The organism is Herpetosiphon giganteus, assembly GCF_016907925.1.
GTDB classification, from domain to species: Bacteria; Chloroflexota; Chloroflexia; order Chloroflexales; family Herpetosiphonaceae; genus Herpetosiphon; species Herpetosiphon giganteus.
In genome coordinates this window covers 87,415-101,834 of the sequence record NZ_JAFBCZ010000021.1, presented here as the reverse complement: position 1 = coordinate 101,834, position 14,420 = coordinate 87,415, and the positions used below count along the sequence as shown (strand labels likewise).

Below are 14,420 nucleotides of genomic sequence, written 5' to 3'. Positions count from 1 at the left end.
GGGCTTAGGCTCCGCTTCGTTATTTTAGGTTTAGGTGGAAATTCTTGGGGGTCTTATCTGATTTCATGATACCATGCGCGACAAGCCTGAGTCAATCGGCAATTCGATCAGTAGACAAATCAAACTGGCTGCCCTACGATAGCCGTTCAAGCCATCAAAGAGGAGTGTATGCTATGACAGACCTGCGGCAGTCCGAAGAAGCATATCAAGTCGAGCGCGAATATAAGCGCATGGAGCGTGAATTGCAGGAGGCCAAAGTGGCCAATCGCGAGTTGCGCCGACGGCTGGAAAAGGTTCAGCAACAGCTCAACGAAACATCAAATGCCTACAATAAAACTGTCAAAAATATGCTCGATATGATTCGCGAGAACAATGAATTAACCGTTGAATGCGAACGCCTGCGGTGGTATACCGGGCGCTACGATAGCGAACAGATTCGGGTTGAAACCAAACAATTGCCCAAACTTAGCGCCGATGAAGCCCGCGCAATTCGCAAGGCGATGGCCCGCTTGCACCACCCCGACATCGGCGGCAGTATCGAACGCATGCAATTGTGGAATAGTCTGTTGGATCAAATTGAGCAAGGCCATTAAGCACAAGGAAGGTTATGGCTGTACTGTATGTGGTTGCCACCCCAATTGGCAATCTTGAAGATATTAGTCCGCGTGGTTTGCGTATTTTGCAAGAGGTTGGCTTGATTGCCGCCGAAGATACACGCCACACCCGCAAATTGCTGCAACGCTATCAGATTGAAACGCGGCTGATTGCCTACCACGAGCACAATAAACTTGCCCGTTTGGATACGATTTTGCTGGCTTTGGCCAACGGCGAAGATGTGGCTTTGGTGAGCGATGCTGGCACGCCGGCAATTTCCGACCCAGGCTACGAGTTGGTTGGGGCGGTGATTGGCGCTGGCTTTGCGGTGGTGCCAATTCCTGGGCCAAGCGCGGTGATTACTGGGTTGAGTGCTTCTGGCTTACCAACCGATCGCTTTTATTATTTGGGCTTTCCGCCGCGCCGCTCCAAAGAACGCATTGCCCTGTTCAGCGAAGTTGTCGATATTCCAGCAACCTTGGTGTTGTATGAAGCGCCGCATCGCATTAGCGATAGTTTGGCCGATGCCCTGAGCGTCTTGGGCGATCGTCCGGCGGCGGTGGCCCGCGAATTAACCAAGCTCCACGAGCAGTTTGTGCGTGGTACGCTCAGCGATTTGGTAGCCCATTTCAATACGACAGAGCCACGCGGCGAATTTGTGTTGATGATCGGCGGAGCAACCCGCCCTGCCAAACGCAAACCAACCAGCACCGTAACCAACGAGTTTGGCGTGAGCGTTGCTAGCACCGAAACGCCTGCTGAAGTCGATTGGGATTTAATTCGCGCTGAGTTGCAACGCCTGCGCGCTGAAGGCTGGACGGGCACTAAAGCCGCCAAACAGCTTGCGAAGCAATACGAGCTTGATCGCCATCAAGTCTATAGCGAATGGAGCAACTTGCCAGAATAAGCCCAGCACTTTTGAAAGCCGCTGAGGATCGTATTCGGCTCATGCACCCTGTTATGGATAGTCCACAGAATAAACATTAGGGGGTGCAGGGGGATGAAAACCCCCTGCGTTTCCCTCCAGGGGAGGGACGGAAGGGTGGCGAATTCGAGTTGAAGCAAAAACCTGTAGATTGCCAGAATAAGCCCAAAGTCGCACTTCTGACTGGTCATTTAAGGCGTATGATTAAGCTTGGGAATTAATCGAACTGTCCTAAGCAGTGTGTGACGAAAGGTCTTTCATGAGCGAGCAAACATTTACGCCCAAACGGATTTTGGTGGTCGTTGCCCACCCCGACGATGCAGAGTTTGTCTGTAGCGGCGCGTTGTCGCGTTGGTATCGCGAGGGCCACGAGATCCATTTTTGTCTCTGCACTGATGGCAATCATGGCTCAAGCGACCCCAACATGACTTCCGAGCGCTTGGCTGAAATTCGTCAAGCTGAGCAACGGGCCGCTGCGGCGCATGTTGGGGCCGATGTCAGCTTTCTGAGTTTTGAAGATGCAGCGTTGGAGCCAACCCAAGAAGTGCGCAAAGCAATTACGCGGGTGATTCGGCGCTTCAAGCCCGATATTGTGGTCTGCCAAGATCCATCCTTCCGCTATAGCGATGATTATTTGAACCATCCCGACCATGTGGCGGCTGGCAATGCAACCTTTGCAGCCATTATGCCCGCCGCTTCAACCCGTTTGATCTTCCCTGAACTTTTGGAAGAAGGGCTTGAGCCACATAATGTCCGCCAAGTTTATTTGATGGGTGGTGCGCAAGTTGATACGTGGATTGGCTTGACTGAGGATGACTTCCAATTGAAGCTCAAGGCGTTGCGTGAGCACAAATGCCAGTTGGGCGATTGGGAGCCAGAGCAGATGATGCGGGAGTGGGCAGTGTCTACCGCGAAGTTGGCGCGCGAGGCTGGGGTCGAGTGCGAATTGGCCGAATCGTTTAAACTCGTGACCCTTGTTCGAGATTAAGCAAACGTTGGGCTGAACTAATAAAGCGAGGATCGTAGGCCGCAATTTCGTGCCAACGGTCCTCGTCGTTTTGCAGGCCGCTTAGCAAACGCTGCTGTACATCGAGCAAGGCATTGCGAATCGTGGGATAGGCGCGTTTTTGCTCGAAACGCCCAACATCAAGCACCTCGCGCGCCAGTTCTACGCTATATTTGGCGATCCAGCGCGGTTTAAGTCGCTGCCAATCGAGCAAGGGCATTGGTCTGGTATTGCTCAAAAGATCGCTGGTTTTAACCCAAAACGCTTGCGGTGGCAAAATTGCAATCGTCGCATAATATTGCTCAGTGGTTTTGTTATGCCGATTCAGGCCATCCAACAAGGGAAAAAGATCGCCAAGCCGCACTAAGGCTGGTCGGGTGTTGATGTATTGCAGCAGTTCGTCGCGGCTAATTTGATCATCTTCAAGCAAATCGTGCCACAGCGCAATTACCGTGGCAATTTCATCGCGAATGCCAAATACCTCGACAATTTGCAAGGCAACTTCAACTAAATGATATAAATAGGGCTGATCGCTGAGCGGACGCATGCGCCCAGCGTTACGTTCCACCGCCAGTTGTAAGGCTGGCTCGACTGCCGAGCCAAGGTGTGCTGCTCGTAGCCGTGCCAGTAAGGCTTCAGTTGGTAGATGTTGCATCAGAACCTCCTTGTTAGCGAATTAAGCGCCAGAATGAGCGCCCTTCAAGGGTTTTGCCGATTGTGGTTGGGTCTTCGAGGCTCTTGAAAAAGCTCAAAGCCAAATCATTCACATCAACAGGGCGCATTACCGCACCCAAGCGGCCAATTAATGGCAATTTGCTGAGCAAGACAAAAGGCAGACTTGCTAGCTGAATCGCCCGCCGACTTGGCCCAACAATCGCCGCAGGCCGCAGAATCGTCCAATCGAGGCCACTTTCGCGCACGGCTTTTTCAGTTTTGGCCTTCCAGCGCAAATATGAGCCAAGCGGCAAGCCTGCACCCGCCGAGCTAAGCAGCACAAAACGCTTTACACCCTGAGCCTGAGCGGCTTTAATCAAGGCGATCGTTGTGCCATAATCAACAGTTTCATAATTTACGTCAGCAGTAAATTGGGCCTGCGTTGTGCCAATTGTTTGAAAAACAGCCTCGCAGCCTTCAAGTGCAGCCTCAACGCTGGCTTGATCGCCAAAATCGCAGATTGCAAAATCTTGGCCCAAGGGAAAATGGCTTTTGCTGGTGGCGCTTTGGCGCACCAACGCTCGAACTTGCCATGCGGGATTGTTGGCAGCTTGGCTAATAATCCGTTGGCCTGTGTAGCCCGTCGCTCCGGCTAAGGCGATAATGGTCATAAACTGCTTTCCTCACGCTTACGTGGCAAGCCTGTCGGTTGGTCTAAATCGTAGTGGCCTGGCTTGAGATCATCATCAACGGCAACCCGTTGATCAAACACATAACATTCGCCTTGCCATTGATTGTTGCTTGGCTCGACGGTTTCTAAATATTTCAAAATCCCGCCTTCAAGATGGTATACCTCTTGAAAACCCTTGCGCAGCATATAGGCCGTCGCTTTTTCGCAGCGAATGCCGCCGGTGCAAAACATCGCCACTTTGGGATGTTGTTGGGGATCAAGGTTTTGCTCGACAAAGGCTGGAAATTCACGGAATGAATCGGTTTTGGGATTGAGCGCATGCGGGAAGGTGCCGATTTCCACTTCGTAATCGTTGCGGGTATCAATCACAATCACTTCGGGATCGTTGATTAGCGTATTCCACTGCGCTGCATCAACATAGGTGCCAACGCCATCGTTGGGATTGATTTCGGGCATGCCGAGGGTCACAATTTCCTTTTTCAAGCGCACTTTCATGCGTTGAAACGGAATCTGGTTGGTCCACGATTCCTTCCACACCAAATCGGCTAGGCGTTGGTCGCTGCGCAGAAAATCGAGCAATTCGCGCATGGCTGGTTCGGGGCCAGCAACGGTTGAATTAATGCCCTCGTGAGCGAGCAAAATCGTGCCTTTGATGCCGCGTTGGTTGCAAAAATTGCGCAATGAATCGCGTTTGGCGGCAAAATCGGGCAGGTCAACAAATTTATAAAAGGCAATAACTAAGATGTCCATAGGTGTTCATTTCAGCTAGAAATAATCGTCTCGCTATTGTACCACGATGGTTGTTGGTCGTTCAGCCAAGGGTTTGGCGCATAGGTAATAGTGTCATCGGAACCCTTTAATTCGGCAATTGTGGTGAATTGCACGCTTTTAGTATTGTTTGGTCGATCCCACAAACTAATGATTTCTGGTGAACCATTGATCTCGCGGCCTGTTGCATAGGCAACATGGCTCAGTGGATTTCCACCGTTTTCAAAAAAGACAATGCTGCCTTCAGGAATTGACTCGCCTTCGCACCACGCTTGACGTTGAGCATGGCCGAGACCTTCGGCCAAAGCCGTATAGACATCTCGCGCTTTGGCTATTGCATCAGCATTTACGGCGCTAGCCTCGTTAAAGACCTTCGTATACAGAGCATCAAGCTCATCTAAAGGAAGATCGCCTGAAAGCAACCCAATATAGAGCACAAATTCCCAGCAATTCATATTCCATTGACTATATTGTGGAAATTTATTGTTGACATAATCATCGAATGAGCTGTTATTTATAGAAGGATCGGCAATCAGTGAATTAACTAATTGAGCAAAATTTCGATCGACGGGTAGCTCACGTTCAGGATACATTGCGTTGGGTGCTGGGGCTTTAGCGTTAAAAATACCCTCTTTTAATACCAACGAGGCCGCTGACCAAGTTAATGAGCCTTCGAGCAAGCTAGCAATGATGATTTGCGGCAGCGTGCCAGGCAAAGCCCGAATTGCTTCGAGAACCATTGGTTGATTAAGTAAAAACCGTCGTGGCCCCAACGGAATCAGCCGAATGGTTTCGATGACCAAGCTGGATTGTTGTGGCCGAAGCCATGCTAGAAACTGATCAACAGTTTGGGCGATGACTTCGGGTGGAATTTGCTCATTGATTGGCTTGGCCTGCAACGCAAGCGCCTCGTGCTCAGCGTTAAACAGGGCCGCTGCTTCTGCTTCGGCCTCGTGAAAAGCCTTAGCAATGCCTTTGAGCACGCATTGGCTCTCAGCAAAAACATGGGCTAGGCGCTGATAGGCTGGCTCTATTTCGTGCTGAAACTGGCTGAAACATGCGTTGGCTGCATCGCCCTGCCAGCCGCCATGTTCAAGCGCCTGAATCGTTTGCCTGAGTTGGTGCACGATGGCTTGAATCTGGCTTTGTTGGTTGGCGCAGCGTTGAATGAGTTGGTCGATCAGCTGATAGTCAATTTGGACAATTTGCATAGCCATAAGCCTATGCTCCGTTGCTAATCGGCTGGTAGATTATTGAAATGTTGGTTGTTGGGTTTATTGAGTGAGGAGTGCAATCAGCACGAGTTCACTATACCATACTTAATCTGGTGCTGTAAAGAGGGCTTTTTTGGCATACAATGCCTGCGATTCGCCTTTTGCTAAGGAACAGTTTATGGCTGAGCTGCCACCCTCTGTTCGTCCACCCCATGAATCGTATTTGCGGCTATTTCTGCGCTTTTTGCGTTTTGGCTTGTTGGCGTGGGGCGGGCCTGTCGCCCAAATTGCCATGATTCGCCAAGAGTTAGTTGAGGAAGAACATTGGATTGAGCGCGAGCATTTTAATCGGGTGCTGGCGGTGTACCAGGCCTTGCCTGGCCCCGAAGCCCATGAATTGTGTGTCTATTTTGGCATGGTTGCCCGTGGCAGGATTGGCGCTGTATTAGCTGGCTTGGGCTTTATGCTGCCTGGTTTTATCCTGATGCTTGGGCTTTCGTGGGCCTATATGGCCTATGGCATGAGCGCAATTGGGATTGGGGCAATTTTGTTTGGCTTCAAGCCCGCCGTGGCGGCCTTGATTATTCGGGCCGTGCATAAAATTGGCGAGCATGCGTTGCTCAATCGTCAGCTTTGGGCAATTGCAATTGTTGCTGGAATTGCCACGTTTGTGGGTGTGCATTTTATCGCGATTCTACTGCTGTCGGGCGTGGCCTATTGGCTGTTGCAAAAGCCACAATTAAGCAAAACCAATTTACACAGCTCATGGTTGCCGTTGCTAGCACTGGCGGTTTTAGCTGCGCCTAGCGTGTTGAGTTTGTTTGGTTATGGCTTGCGCACGGGCCTGCTGACCTTTGGCGGCGCGTATACGGCAATTCCATTTTTGCAGCACGATGCGGTAGTTGTTGGCGGTTGGATGACCAACGAACAGTTTATTGATGGCTTGGCCCTTTCTGGAATCTTGCCAGCGCCATTGATTATTTTCTCGACCTTTGTGGGCTACCTTGGCGGTGGTTTTGCTGGGGCCTTGGCCTTGACCACAGGCACATTTTTGCCAGCATTTTTATTTACGATTCTTGGCCATCATTGGCTCGAACGCATTATTGCCAATGCTGCAACTCATGCCTTTCTTGATGGAATTACGGCGGCGGTGGTTGGCTTGATTACGGTCACGACCAGCCAAATTATTCTGGCTGCTTGGCCGCGTGAACTGGCTCCAGCACTACTGGCGTTGCTGATTGCTGGGCTAAGTTTATGGCTGCTCTATAGTTGGAAGGCCAAGTGGGCTACGGCAGCGATAGTGCTTGGGGCGGGGGTTTTGGGTTTGCTGGCGTTGCTGCTTTAAGTTTGTATCTTGGAAGATCCCCTCACCCCCCATCCCCCTCGCCCACAGCGATTCGCGGGGTATCCACAGCATGAAAAAGCCCCTCGCCCGTTGGACGGGAGAGGGGTTGGGGTGAGGGAAAACCACTTACCCTTGTAAGCTAGCCCCTCGCCCACAGCGATTCGCGGGGTATCCACAGCATGAAAAAGCCCCTCGCCCGTTGGACGGGAGAGGGGTTGGGGTGAGGGAAGCTTATCTTTATTTAGGCAATAACGCGCGGCGTAAGATCGAGCGTGCCTGCCAATAAATGGGCAACAGTCGTGCGCAAAACTGCTTGATCAAACGGCTTTGCAACAACCACATCTGCGCCGCGCAATTTGGCTTCAGCAGGATCGATTTGGCGTGCCCAGCCCGAGAGCATCATCGTGCGAATGCCATGTTCGCGCTCGCGAATCAAGCGCAATACGTCCCAGCCCATCATATCGGGCATACCAAGGTCGGTGATGACCAAATCGAACATGCCAGGTCGGAATTTGGCCAGCGCATCGCGACCACTATCGGCACTCACAACGTCGTGGCCCCAAGCAGCCAACATACGGCTCAGCGCAATCCGTACCAATTCTTCATCTTCGACAATCAAAATACTGCCGCGCACGTTAGGAATGTCGTGGTCGGTGGCTTCGACTTGGGCAAAATCGACTTCGAGAATCGGCAGCCAAATTGCGAAGTTAGTACCGCGGCCTTCGATGCTTTGGACTTCGATGCGGCCACTGTGGCGCGAAACGATTGCCGCCGAAACCGCTAGCCCCAAGCCATTGCCGCGCTCGCCCTTGGTCGTAAAGAAGGGATCGAAGATCCGTGCTTTGACTTCTTCGCTCATGCCAACGCCGCTATCAGCCACCGAAACAAAGACTTCCGAGCCGCGCTGACCAGTCGCAACCCGCAGCATGCCGCCATTGGGCATGGCATCGACAGCATTAATAATTAAGTTGGTCAGCACTTCGCGCAATTCAGCGGCATGGCCTCGAATCGTTGGCACATTCAGAATTTCGCGTTGCAATTCGATGTTGACCCCTTGCTCTTGGGCGGCATTACGCCAGCGCACTCTGGTCAGATCGAGCGCATCTTCGGCCAATTCGTGCAATTCAACTGGCGCGTCAATTTCGCCATCATCTTTGCGAGCAAAACGCTGAATCCGCTTGACGGTTTCGGCTCCATCTTTGGCGGCGCGTTCGATCACGCGGAGGGTTTCGCGTTGCTCAGGATTTTGCAATTCGCCCATCAACACCTGAACATTGCCCAAAATGCCTGCCAACAAGTTGTTGAAATCGTGGGTAACGCCGCTGGCCAATTCGCCAAGCGCGCGTAATTTCTCGACAAACAGCAGGTGATCTTGGGTTTGCTCAAGTTGTTGCAAGGCTTGCGCCCGTTGATTATAGAGCCGACCATTGACCAAGGCGGTGGTCAAAAAGTGCGATAAACCGCCCAATAAACTGACTTGTTGTTCGTCAAAGGCATTTGGGCGGCGGCTGGTCAAATTCAGCGTGCCCAAGCGCACATCGGCGGTGGTTAATGGCTGAATCAACAGCGATTGCGCTTCATCGGCAAACGGCAATTGCAACGGCTGGCCCGTGTGATGCTCAACCTCGGCGATATACACCGGATGGCCTGCTTCGTAGGCGGTGCGCAACGGCCCGTTGCCCTCGGTTTCTTGGCCAGCGCTCAACATGCCATAATCTGCATCGTTGGCCGCCAGCACTTGGAACATGTTGCTGCCAACATCATAGGTCGTGACGGTTGCTTGATCATAGGGAATAAGTTGGCGAATTTGCTGAAGTGCTGTATCCAAAATCCGCTTGAGATCAAGCGAGGTGCTGATTGCCCGCGCTAAATCGTTGATTGCAGTTAAGTTGGTGGCTCGTTCGCGAGCATTGGCAAACAGATGGGCGTTGCTCAGCGACGAGGCCAATAATTCGGCAATATCCCGCAAATGGTTGAGCGTTTCTTCATCGAGTTTTTGGCTGCTTTGGCTCAACAACACGCCAATGATATGCCCGCTATTCATCAAGGGATGGGCAACTTGGGTTGCGACGGTGCTTGGCGAGGGCAATTCGGTATCAAATGGTGGCTGACGTTTGATGATAATTTGGCTTTCAGCAGCAGCTTCGGCGGCAATCCCCGCGCTAAGCGCCAGCCACAACGTCGAGGTCGATTCAATCTGATCAGCTTTGCGGGTAACTCCGTGGCGCACCACAATGCTGCTATTTTCAATCAAGCCAACGCCAACAAACGAAAGATCAAATTTCTTGACCAACGAACGGACAAAATCGTTGAGCAAGGTTTCAATTTCGAGCGTGCTATTGAGCAAGCGAGCCAATTTAAACACCGCTTCATGGCGGCCTTGAGTTGTGTGCAATTGGCTGGTTTGGCTGGTTAAGTTAGTTTGGCGGGCCAAGAGATTTTGGCGCAAGGCCTCAACTTTTTGCAAGGTGTTGTCAATCAGCGGATCGCCCGAATTGCCCACTTCAATTGCTTGATCGGGATCGAACTCGCTTGGTAATTGTTCAAATGGCTTGCGAGTTTGGCGCACGCTGCGCATTGTCATAATCAGGGTTATCAGCGCCCCAATCACGGCGGCGGCCCCAATCACGCTATAAATAATCAATTGTTCGTTGGCACTGAGCGCCCTGCCTTGGCGCTGCGCTTGATCAAATGACCACCAAAACCAAGCCAAACCGCCTGCGATCAGCAATAACGAAAGCGTTAATCCAATCAGCAGAGCATTGCGAATCCGAGCAAGTGGCGAACGTCGCATACACACTTCTCAATAGTTGCTGCCAAAACAACAACGTGAGCCAATCCAAAAAGCTGGGCCAAGCTACTTAATTTCGGTGTTTGCACCAAGCGCTTGACTTTGATGATTCGGGCTGGAATCGAGCCAACCCATTGCTTGCCATTCGGCATAGGCTGCATTGTACTGAAAAAGCCATGGTTTAGGCAAACGCGCAATCAACCAGGCTGGCATGTGTTGGCCAATTTTCGCAATCAATGCAGCCCGACTAAACCGCAGCCAATCGCCAATCCAGCGCAGCCAATCGCGCCAGCCAAGCACCTGCCAAGCAACCTGCATAATTCGTGGGTAATAGGCCAGCGTACCTAATAGTAGCCGATAATAATCTAGCCATGTCATTTGATCTTGGAAGAAGCGCCGCGCCAGCTCGTAGCCCAAGTTGTTGAGCACATGGGCAAAGACATTTTGTAGTTCGTTCACATCCTGCGGGCGGCCCCACGGAGTCATAAAGCGGCTAAATACCCAATTCATGCTGACGTTGCTTTGGTAGGCACTAATTGCACTTAAATGATTTGGCGTGGTTAGTTGCTGTTCTAGCGCTTGTTCGAGCAAATCGGTGGTGCGCTCAAGGTTGCGTACAAACGAACCAAAACCACAAAAGGTTAATGGCGATTGTTGCGCTGAAGCATCGCCCAAGGCCAAAACTCCCGCCAAAGGCTTGGGTTTGCTCAACGCATGGCGAGCCGGAATATAGCCAAAAACTGGTCGCAGATGCTTAGCATTGGGTTGGAGTTGCTTGTAGCTTGGCAATAATTCAAAATAATCTTCAAATAAATCGAGCAGCGAATGCTGATATTGGGCCTTTGCGCCAACCCGATCATAATAAAATACATAAACGGTAAGTTCGTGATCGCGGCCAGGAAAGCCTTCCCAAATCAATTGGCGATCGGCTTGGGTATCGGCAACGCTAATCAAAATATCGCCCAAGCTTTGGTCGTGGTCTGCGCCGCTCAGCACCGTACCCACGGTTGGGCAGATGCCGGCAAATGGCTGGGTTGCAAGGGTTAATGGCGAAATTGCACCCATGGCATCGATCAGCAAACGCGTCGCAATCACATGCGCTTGATCTACCTTGCGCACCGCAACGATGGTTTGCTGGCGCTGTGGATCGTGATAGACATGCTCAAAACTTGTTGCATCCCAAACCGTGCCGCCAGCCGCTAAAAATTGTTGGCGCGCATAGCGCAGCAAGGCCCCAGCATCAAGCGCAATATCCAAGACCTTGGGCAAGCGCAATTCGGCGGGGGCAACCGCTGAGCCAGCAGCGTGAAAGCGCACAACCCCATCGTTATAGCGCGCCATAATAATCTCGCGTTCGAGCGTTTCCCACGAGATAAAGCCAGTTGCCACCAAGCGCTCAAGCTCGGCCTGCGAAATATTCCATTCGCGATGCGCACAACCAACTTCATGGCGATCAAAAACGAGCACCCGCAGCCCTTTGCGGGCCATCAACGTGGCGTGCAGCAAACCCAAGCCGCCGCCAGCATAAACCAAATCAAACGCAGTATCGGCTGTGGGCAATTGATTGGTTTGGCTGTAGGGGAGCTTTGGTAGCTGGCCTTGCTCAAATTGTTGCCAGCGTTGATCGAGCGCTTGAATCCGTTGCAGTTGATCGAGGGCATTCATGGCCTCGAATGCTTGCCAAGTGCGCGGATGGCTCTCTGCAAGCTGGTTGCTTGCACGTGCTTGAGCTGGCCATGCTTCGCGCCAGCGTTGCAAAACAGCAGCTAATTCGTTGTGCAGCCAGCGGCGGCGTTGCCAATAGTGCCATAATTTAAACGCTGTTTTGGGCCATTCGACGTGCAAGGTTGCCCGAATGTGGGTGCTGGAAACACTATCCAGCAATTCGAGCACCAAATCTGCTTTGAGGCTTGGTTGATTAATGCTCTGAGCATGCCAATGCAAGCGTTGCGGCTGATGCTTGGTAGTAATCTGCCAAGCCTGATCGGCCCACTGCCAGCGGCCAGCAACTTCAGACCCCAACAACCAGCCTGACAACTCGGCCAAGCGGGCATAAATTGTTGCTGGGGCGGCGGCCCATTCCAGATCATACTGTGCGTAAACGTGCATAATTCCCACAATCGCAATAAAACATTCTATGAGTTTCTACGCAGGTGGGTTGCAGAATGCTTTAGCGCTAGAAACACAAACGCCGCCTTTACGTTAAAAGCGGCGTTGATGCTTGAGCTTGAAGCTTGGTCTAACCAAATTCTAGCTGCATGCCTTCTTGAAAGAGATCCCAAATCAGCCAACAGATAGCATCTTGATCTTCCGTATGGAGATCATCGATATATGATTTGGTGAGCTGAATAATATCTGGGCGACTGAGCAAATAGACGCGATGACCCATCGTTGCATACAGCCGCATCGACAATTCGTCGGCCAATTCAGTCAAGTCATCATCGATTAATCGTTCATCAGTCGAGCGTAAGCGACCACGCATCGGCCACCTCCAAGGGTATGAGTTAAGTTAAAACCTAGCGTGAGTAACCGCCAGGTCGATCCATGGGCGAGCGATCCATCGAAGTGGTATTGGTTGGCTTGGTGCCAGGGTTCATGGATGTATCCATCAAACTATCGGCAACATAATCCAAGTAGCCTTTGATGTCCTCGTTATCTTCTAACGCTGCGAAGGGTGTTACGGTTCCGCTCACGGCCTTAACACTTTGGGCTAGCTCTTTCATGGTGGTGTCGATGCCGCGCACCAAGCCACGCATAACTGAGGCTAGTTCTTCTTTTTCTTGGACAGTCAAATTCGCAAAACCGATCAACGCCTTCTCTTGAGCGCGGAGCAAAGTATTGCGTAAAATAGCAATATCGGCTTGGGTTTGCAATTCGTAGCGGCGTACCAAGTGCGCTTGGCGAATCTGTTCGACCAGTTCTTCGCTACTCACTGGAGTCCACAACAATGCAGGAATAAAGATAAAGCCGATCAACCCGACCAAGACTTGCAACAAGGTAATATTGCTATCTTGGACGACTGCTTGGGTTTCCCACCATTGATATTGCAAGGTAAACGAGTAGTACACCAGAATCAAGGCACACACGACGACTACGACATAGCCAAGCGTTCGGGCATTGATTTTTTGCAACAACATGCCTGCTGGTGACCAGGGAATCAAGAAACTCACCAAGCTCGGCGGTGCTAAAACCAAAATCAATGTAAAGGAGCCAGCAATCAGCTTATTGGGGGTAAGAACGCTCTGAATGCCCCACCAATACACAGCCGATCCGACCATGGCGCATACGGCAAGCACAACCAAGAGGGTTTTCGCCGTAAACTGAAAACCGCCTCCTCGGTTGCGGCGCTGACCGCGAACCATTTCTAAATACCGACTGCTCATATGTACAGTCTCCTTCTGCCCTATTGTGGCGTAATATCGGGCGCAAGATAGACAAATGTTTCAATCACATCGCCGCCGTAGCCAGCACGCCGAATCCGTTGGACCATGCTTGGTTCTAAGGTCAAGCCATAATCCACGTTGATTGTGTATGGGATGGCTAAAGCAGCTAAACCACTCCAACGCAATCGAAACTCGCCGCTTGCGATGAGTGGAGAACGAATCCAACCAAGGCCAACATATTGACCTGAGTTTGGATCATACCACCAAAGCATGACGGTTCCAGGTGCTGCATAGGTTGTTGGCTCGCTAAATTGCTGAACATCAACTTTTTGAGCCTCCCATGCGGCGTTGCCGCTTGGTGGTGGGGTTAGTACAACCGTTGGCACAACTGAGCTTGGCTCAATAGGCGCGCTGGTTGCAATAACTTGGCTGGTCGGGCCATCTTCCACGGCAGTTGGCACGAGAATTTGGGTTGGCTGACCAGAAACGTTGGTTTGTGATGGTACGGTTGGTTGAATGTTTGGGTTCGAGCCGCTAACGGTTGGATTGGCAGCAGTCAAGGTCAACGATTGAAGGTTTAACCCGCCTGGTTGGGTACAACCAGCAAGACCTGTGCTAACGACAAAAAACCACAGCCACCGATGAACCGATGCTCGTTTAATGCGCTCTGTTGCGTACTGCCAAGCTCTGTGGAAGGTCGTCAATTGCTACCACCATCACTATCCAAATGTGGGCTGAGTTATGCCCTGCTCATGATGTACACACACATTAATTGAGGTGTCGCGAGCATGTGCAGATGAACATAATTATCAATGCCGCGCATTGAAATTATACTACATGTTGGCTAGAGTTTTGTCAATGTTTTATTAGTCCTCTATTAGCATATCCCTATGGGGGGAATTGGCCATTACAATGGGCTATTTTAGGGGCTTCTTGGCCCGAATCATGATTTCTATACGCCTTGTTTAGCAACTTGTAAGCCGCAAGTATTGATTGACATGTCACCCCATGGGGGATACGATATACTTTAGCACGTCGATGTGTGTTTT

The 14,420-nt window shown here is 51.3% G+C and carries 13 protein-coding genes; 4 read left to right on the top strand and 9 right to left on the bottom strand.

Translation table 11 applies throughout. The features are described from left to right. Positions 1–173: 173 nt before the first annotated feature. The 3 genes from JOD20_RS18115 (at position 174) to JOD20_RS18105 (ending at position 2,507) form a co-directional block, all read left to right on the top strand. A complete protein-coding gene (locus JOD20_RS18115) occupies positions 174–593 on the top strand; it encodes a hypothetical protein (RefSeq protein WP_204756619.1) in 420 nt (139 codons plus the stop codon). Positions 594–607: 14 nt separating this feature from the next. Further along, positions 608–1,501, top strand: coding sequence for a 16S rRNA (cytidine(1402)-2'-O)-methyltransferase (gene rsmI / locus JOD20_RS18110; protein ID WP_204756618.1), 894 nt, complete (start codon positions 608–610; stop codon positions 1,499–1,501). Positions 1,502–1,778: 277 nt separating this feature from the next. After that, positions 1,779–2,507, top strand: coding sequence for a PIG-L deacetylase family protein (locus JOD20_RS18105; RefSeq protein ID WP_204756617.1), 729 nt, complete (start codon positions 1,779–1,781; stop codon positions 2,505–2,507). On the opposite strand, the gene JOD20_RS18100 is transcribed toward JOD20_RS18105, so the two are convergent. The 4 genes from JOD20_RS18100 to JOD20_RS18085 are packed head-to-tail and all read right to left on the bottom strand — an operon-like array spanning position 2,479 to position 5,855. Then, the gene (locus JOD20_RS18100) at positions 2,479–3,180 is read right to left on the bottom strand and encodes a hypothetical protein (protein ID WP_204756616.1); all 702 of its coding nucleotides are present in this window, start codon (positions 3,178–3,180) and stop codon (positions 2,479–2,481) included. The two genes, JOD20_RS18105 and JOD20_RS18100, sit on opposite strands and share 29 nt — an antisense overlap. A 13-nt stretch (positions 3,181–3,193) precedes the next feature. Further along, on the bottom strand, positions 3,194–3,850 hold the full coding sequence (locus tag JOD20_RS18095) for an SDR family oxidoreductase (protein WP_204756615.1): 657 nt from the start codon (positions 3,848–3,850) through the stop codon (positions 3,194–3,196). Continuing rightward, a complete protein-coding gene (trhO, locus tag JOD20_RS18090; protein ID WP_204756614.1) occupies positions 3,847–4,620 on the bottom strand; it encodes an oxygen-dependent tRNA uridine(34) hydroxylase TrhO in 774 nt (257 codons plus the stop codon). Before trhO ends, JOD20_RS18095 begins: the two co-directional genes overlap by 4 nt. Positions 4,621–4,631: 11 nt before the next feature. Next, positions 4,632–5,855 (bottom strand): WXG100 family type VII secretion target, encoded by a 1,224-nt coding sequence (locus JOD20_RS18085; RefSeq protein ID WP_204756613.1) that lies wholly within the window; start codon positions 5,853–5,855, stop codon positions 4,632–4,634. Positions 5,856–6,030: 175 nt separating this feature from the next. Here JOD20_RS18085 and chrA point away from each other — a divergent pair, with 175 nt between their 5' ends. Further along, positions 6,031–7,197 (top strand): chromate efflux transporter, encoded by a 1,167-nt coding sequence (chrA, locus tag JOD20_RS18080; protein WP_204756612.1) that lies wholly within the window; start codon positions 6,031–6,033, stop codon positions 7,195–7,197. Between the two features lie 241 nt (positions 7,198–7,438). On the opposite strand, the gene JOD20_RS18075 is transcribed toward chrA, so the two are convergent. The 5 genes from JOD20_RS18075 to JOD20_RS18055 all read right to left on the bottom strand — a co-directional run bounded on the left by JOD20_RS18075 (position 7,439) and on the right by JOD20_RS18055 (position 14,075). Next, positions 7,439–9,991 carry a hybrid sensor histidine kinase/response regulator gene (locus JOD20_RS18075; RefSeq protein WP_204756611.1) on the bottom strand — a complete coding sequence of 851 codons (2,553 nt, stop codon included), beginning with the start codon at positions 9,989–9,991 and terminating at the stop codon, positions 7,439–7,441. Positions 9,992–10,054: 63 nt separating this feature from the next. After that, a complete protein-coding gene (locus JOD20_RS18070; protein WP_204756610.1) occupies positions 10,055–12,097 on the bottom strand; it encodes an FAD-dependent monooxygenase family protein in 2,043 nt (680 codons plus the stop codon). 130 nt (positions 12,098–12,227) lie between these two features. Beyond that, on the bottom strand, positions 12,228–12,470 hold the full coding sequence (locus tag JOD20_RS18065; protein ID WP_054536469.1) for a hypothetical protein: 243 nt from the start codon (positions 12,468–12,470) through the stop codon (positions 12,228–12,230). A 34-nt stretch (positions 12,471–12,504) separates the two neighbouring features. Next, positions 12,505–13,371, bottom strand: coding sequence for a hypothetical protein (locus tag JOD20_RS18060; protein WP_054536470.1), 867 nt, complete (start codon positions 13,369–13,371; stop codon positions 12,505–12,507). 20 nt (positions 13,372–13,391) lie between these two features. Next, positions 13,392–14,075, bottom strand: a complete 684-nt coding sequence (locus tag JOD20_RS18055; protein WP_204756609.1) for a hypothetical protein — start codon at positions 14,073–14,075, stop codon at positions 13,392–13,394. Positions 14,076–14,420 lie beyond the last annotated feature (345 nt).

Coding starts and splice junctions, on each gene's coding strand:
- JOD20_RS18115 (WP_204756619.1), top strand. CDS start 174: ATGACAGACCTGCGGCAGTCCGAAGAAGCATATCAAGTCGAGCGCGAA.
- rsmI (WP_204756618.1), top strand. CDS start 608: ATGGCTGTACTGTATGTGGTTGCCACCCCAATTGGCAATCTTGAAGAT.
- JOD20_RS18105 (WP_204756617.1), top strand. CDS start 1,779: ATGAGCGAGCAAACATTTACGCCCAAACGGATTTTGGTGGTCGTTGCC.
- JOD20_RS18100 (WP_204756616.1), bottom strand. CDS start 3,180: ATGCAACATCTACCAACTGAAGCCTTACTGGCACGGCTACGAGCAGCA.
- JOD20_RS18095 (WP_204756615.1), bottom strand. CDS start 3,850: ATGACCATTATCGCCTTAGCCGGAGCGACGGGCTACACAGGCCAACGG.
- trhO (WP_204756614.1), bottom strand. CDS start 4,620: ATGGACATCTTAGTTATTGCCTTTTATAAATTTGTTGACCTGCCCGAT.
- JOD20_RS18085 (WP_204756613.1), bottom strand. CDS start 5,855: ATGGCTATGCAAATTGTCCAAATTGACTATCAGCTGATCGACCAACTC.
- chrA (WP_204756612.1), top strand. CDS start 6,031: ATGGCTGAGCTGCCACCCTCTGTTCGTCCACCCCATGAATCGTATTTG.
- JOD20_RS18075 (WP_204756611.1), bottom strand. CDS start 9,991: ATGCGACGTTCGCCACTTGCTCGGATTCGCAATGCTCTGCTGATTGGA.
- JOD20_RS18070 (WP_204756610.1), bottom strand. CDS start 12,097: ATGCACGTTTACGCACAGTATGATCTGGAATGGGCCGCCGCCCCAGCA.
- JOD20_RS18065 (WP_054536469.1), bottom strand. CDS start 12,470: ATGCGTGGTCGCTTACGCTCGACTGATGAACGATTAATCGATGATGAC.
- JOD20_RS18060 (WP_054536470.1), bottom strand. CDS start 13,371: ATGAGCAGTCGGTATTTAGAAATGGTTCGCGGTCAGCGCCGCAACCGA.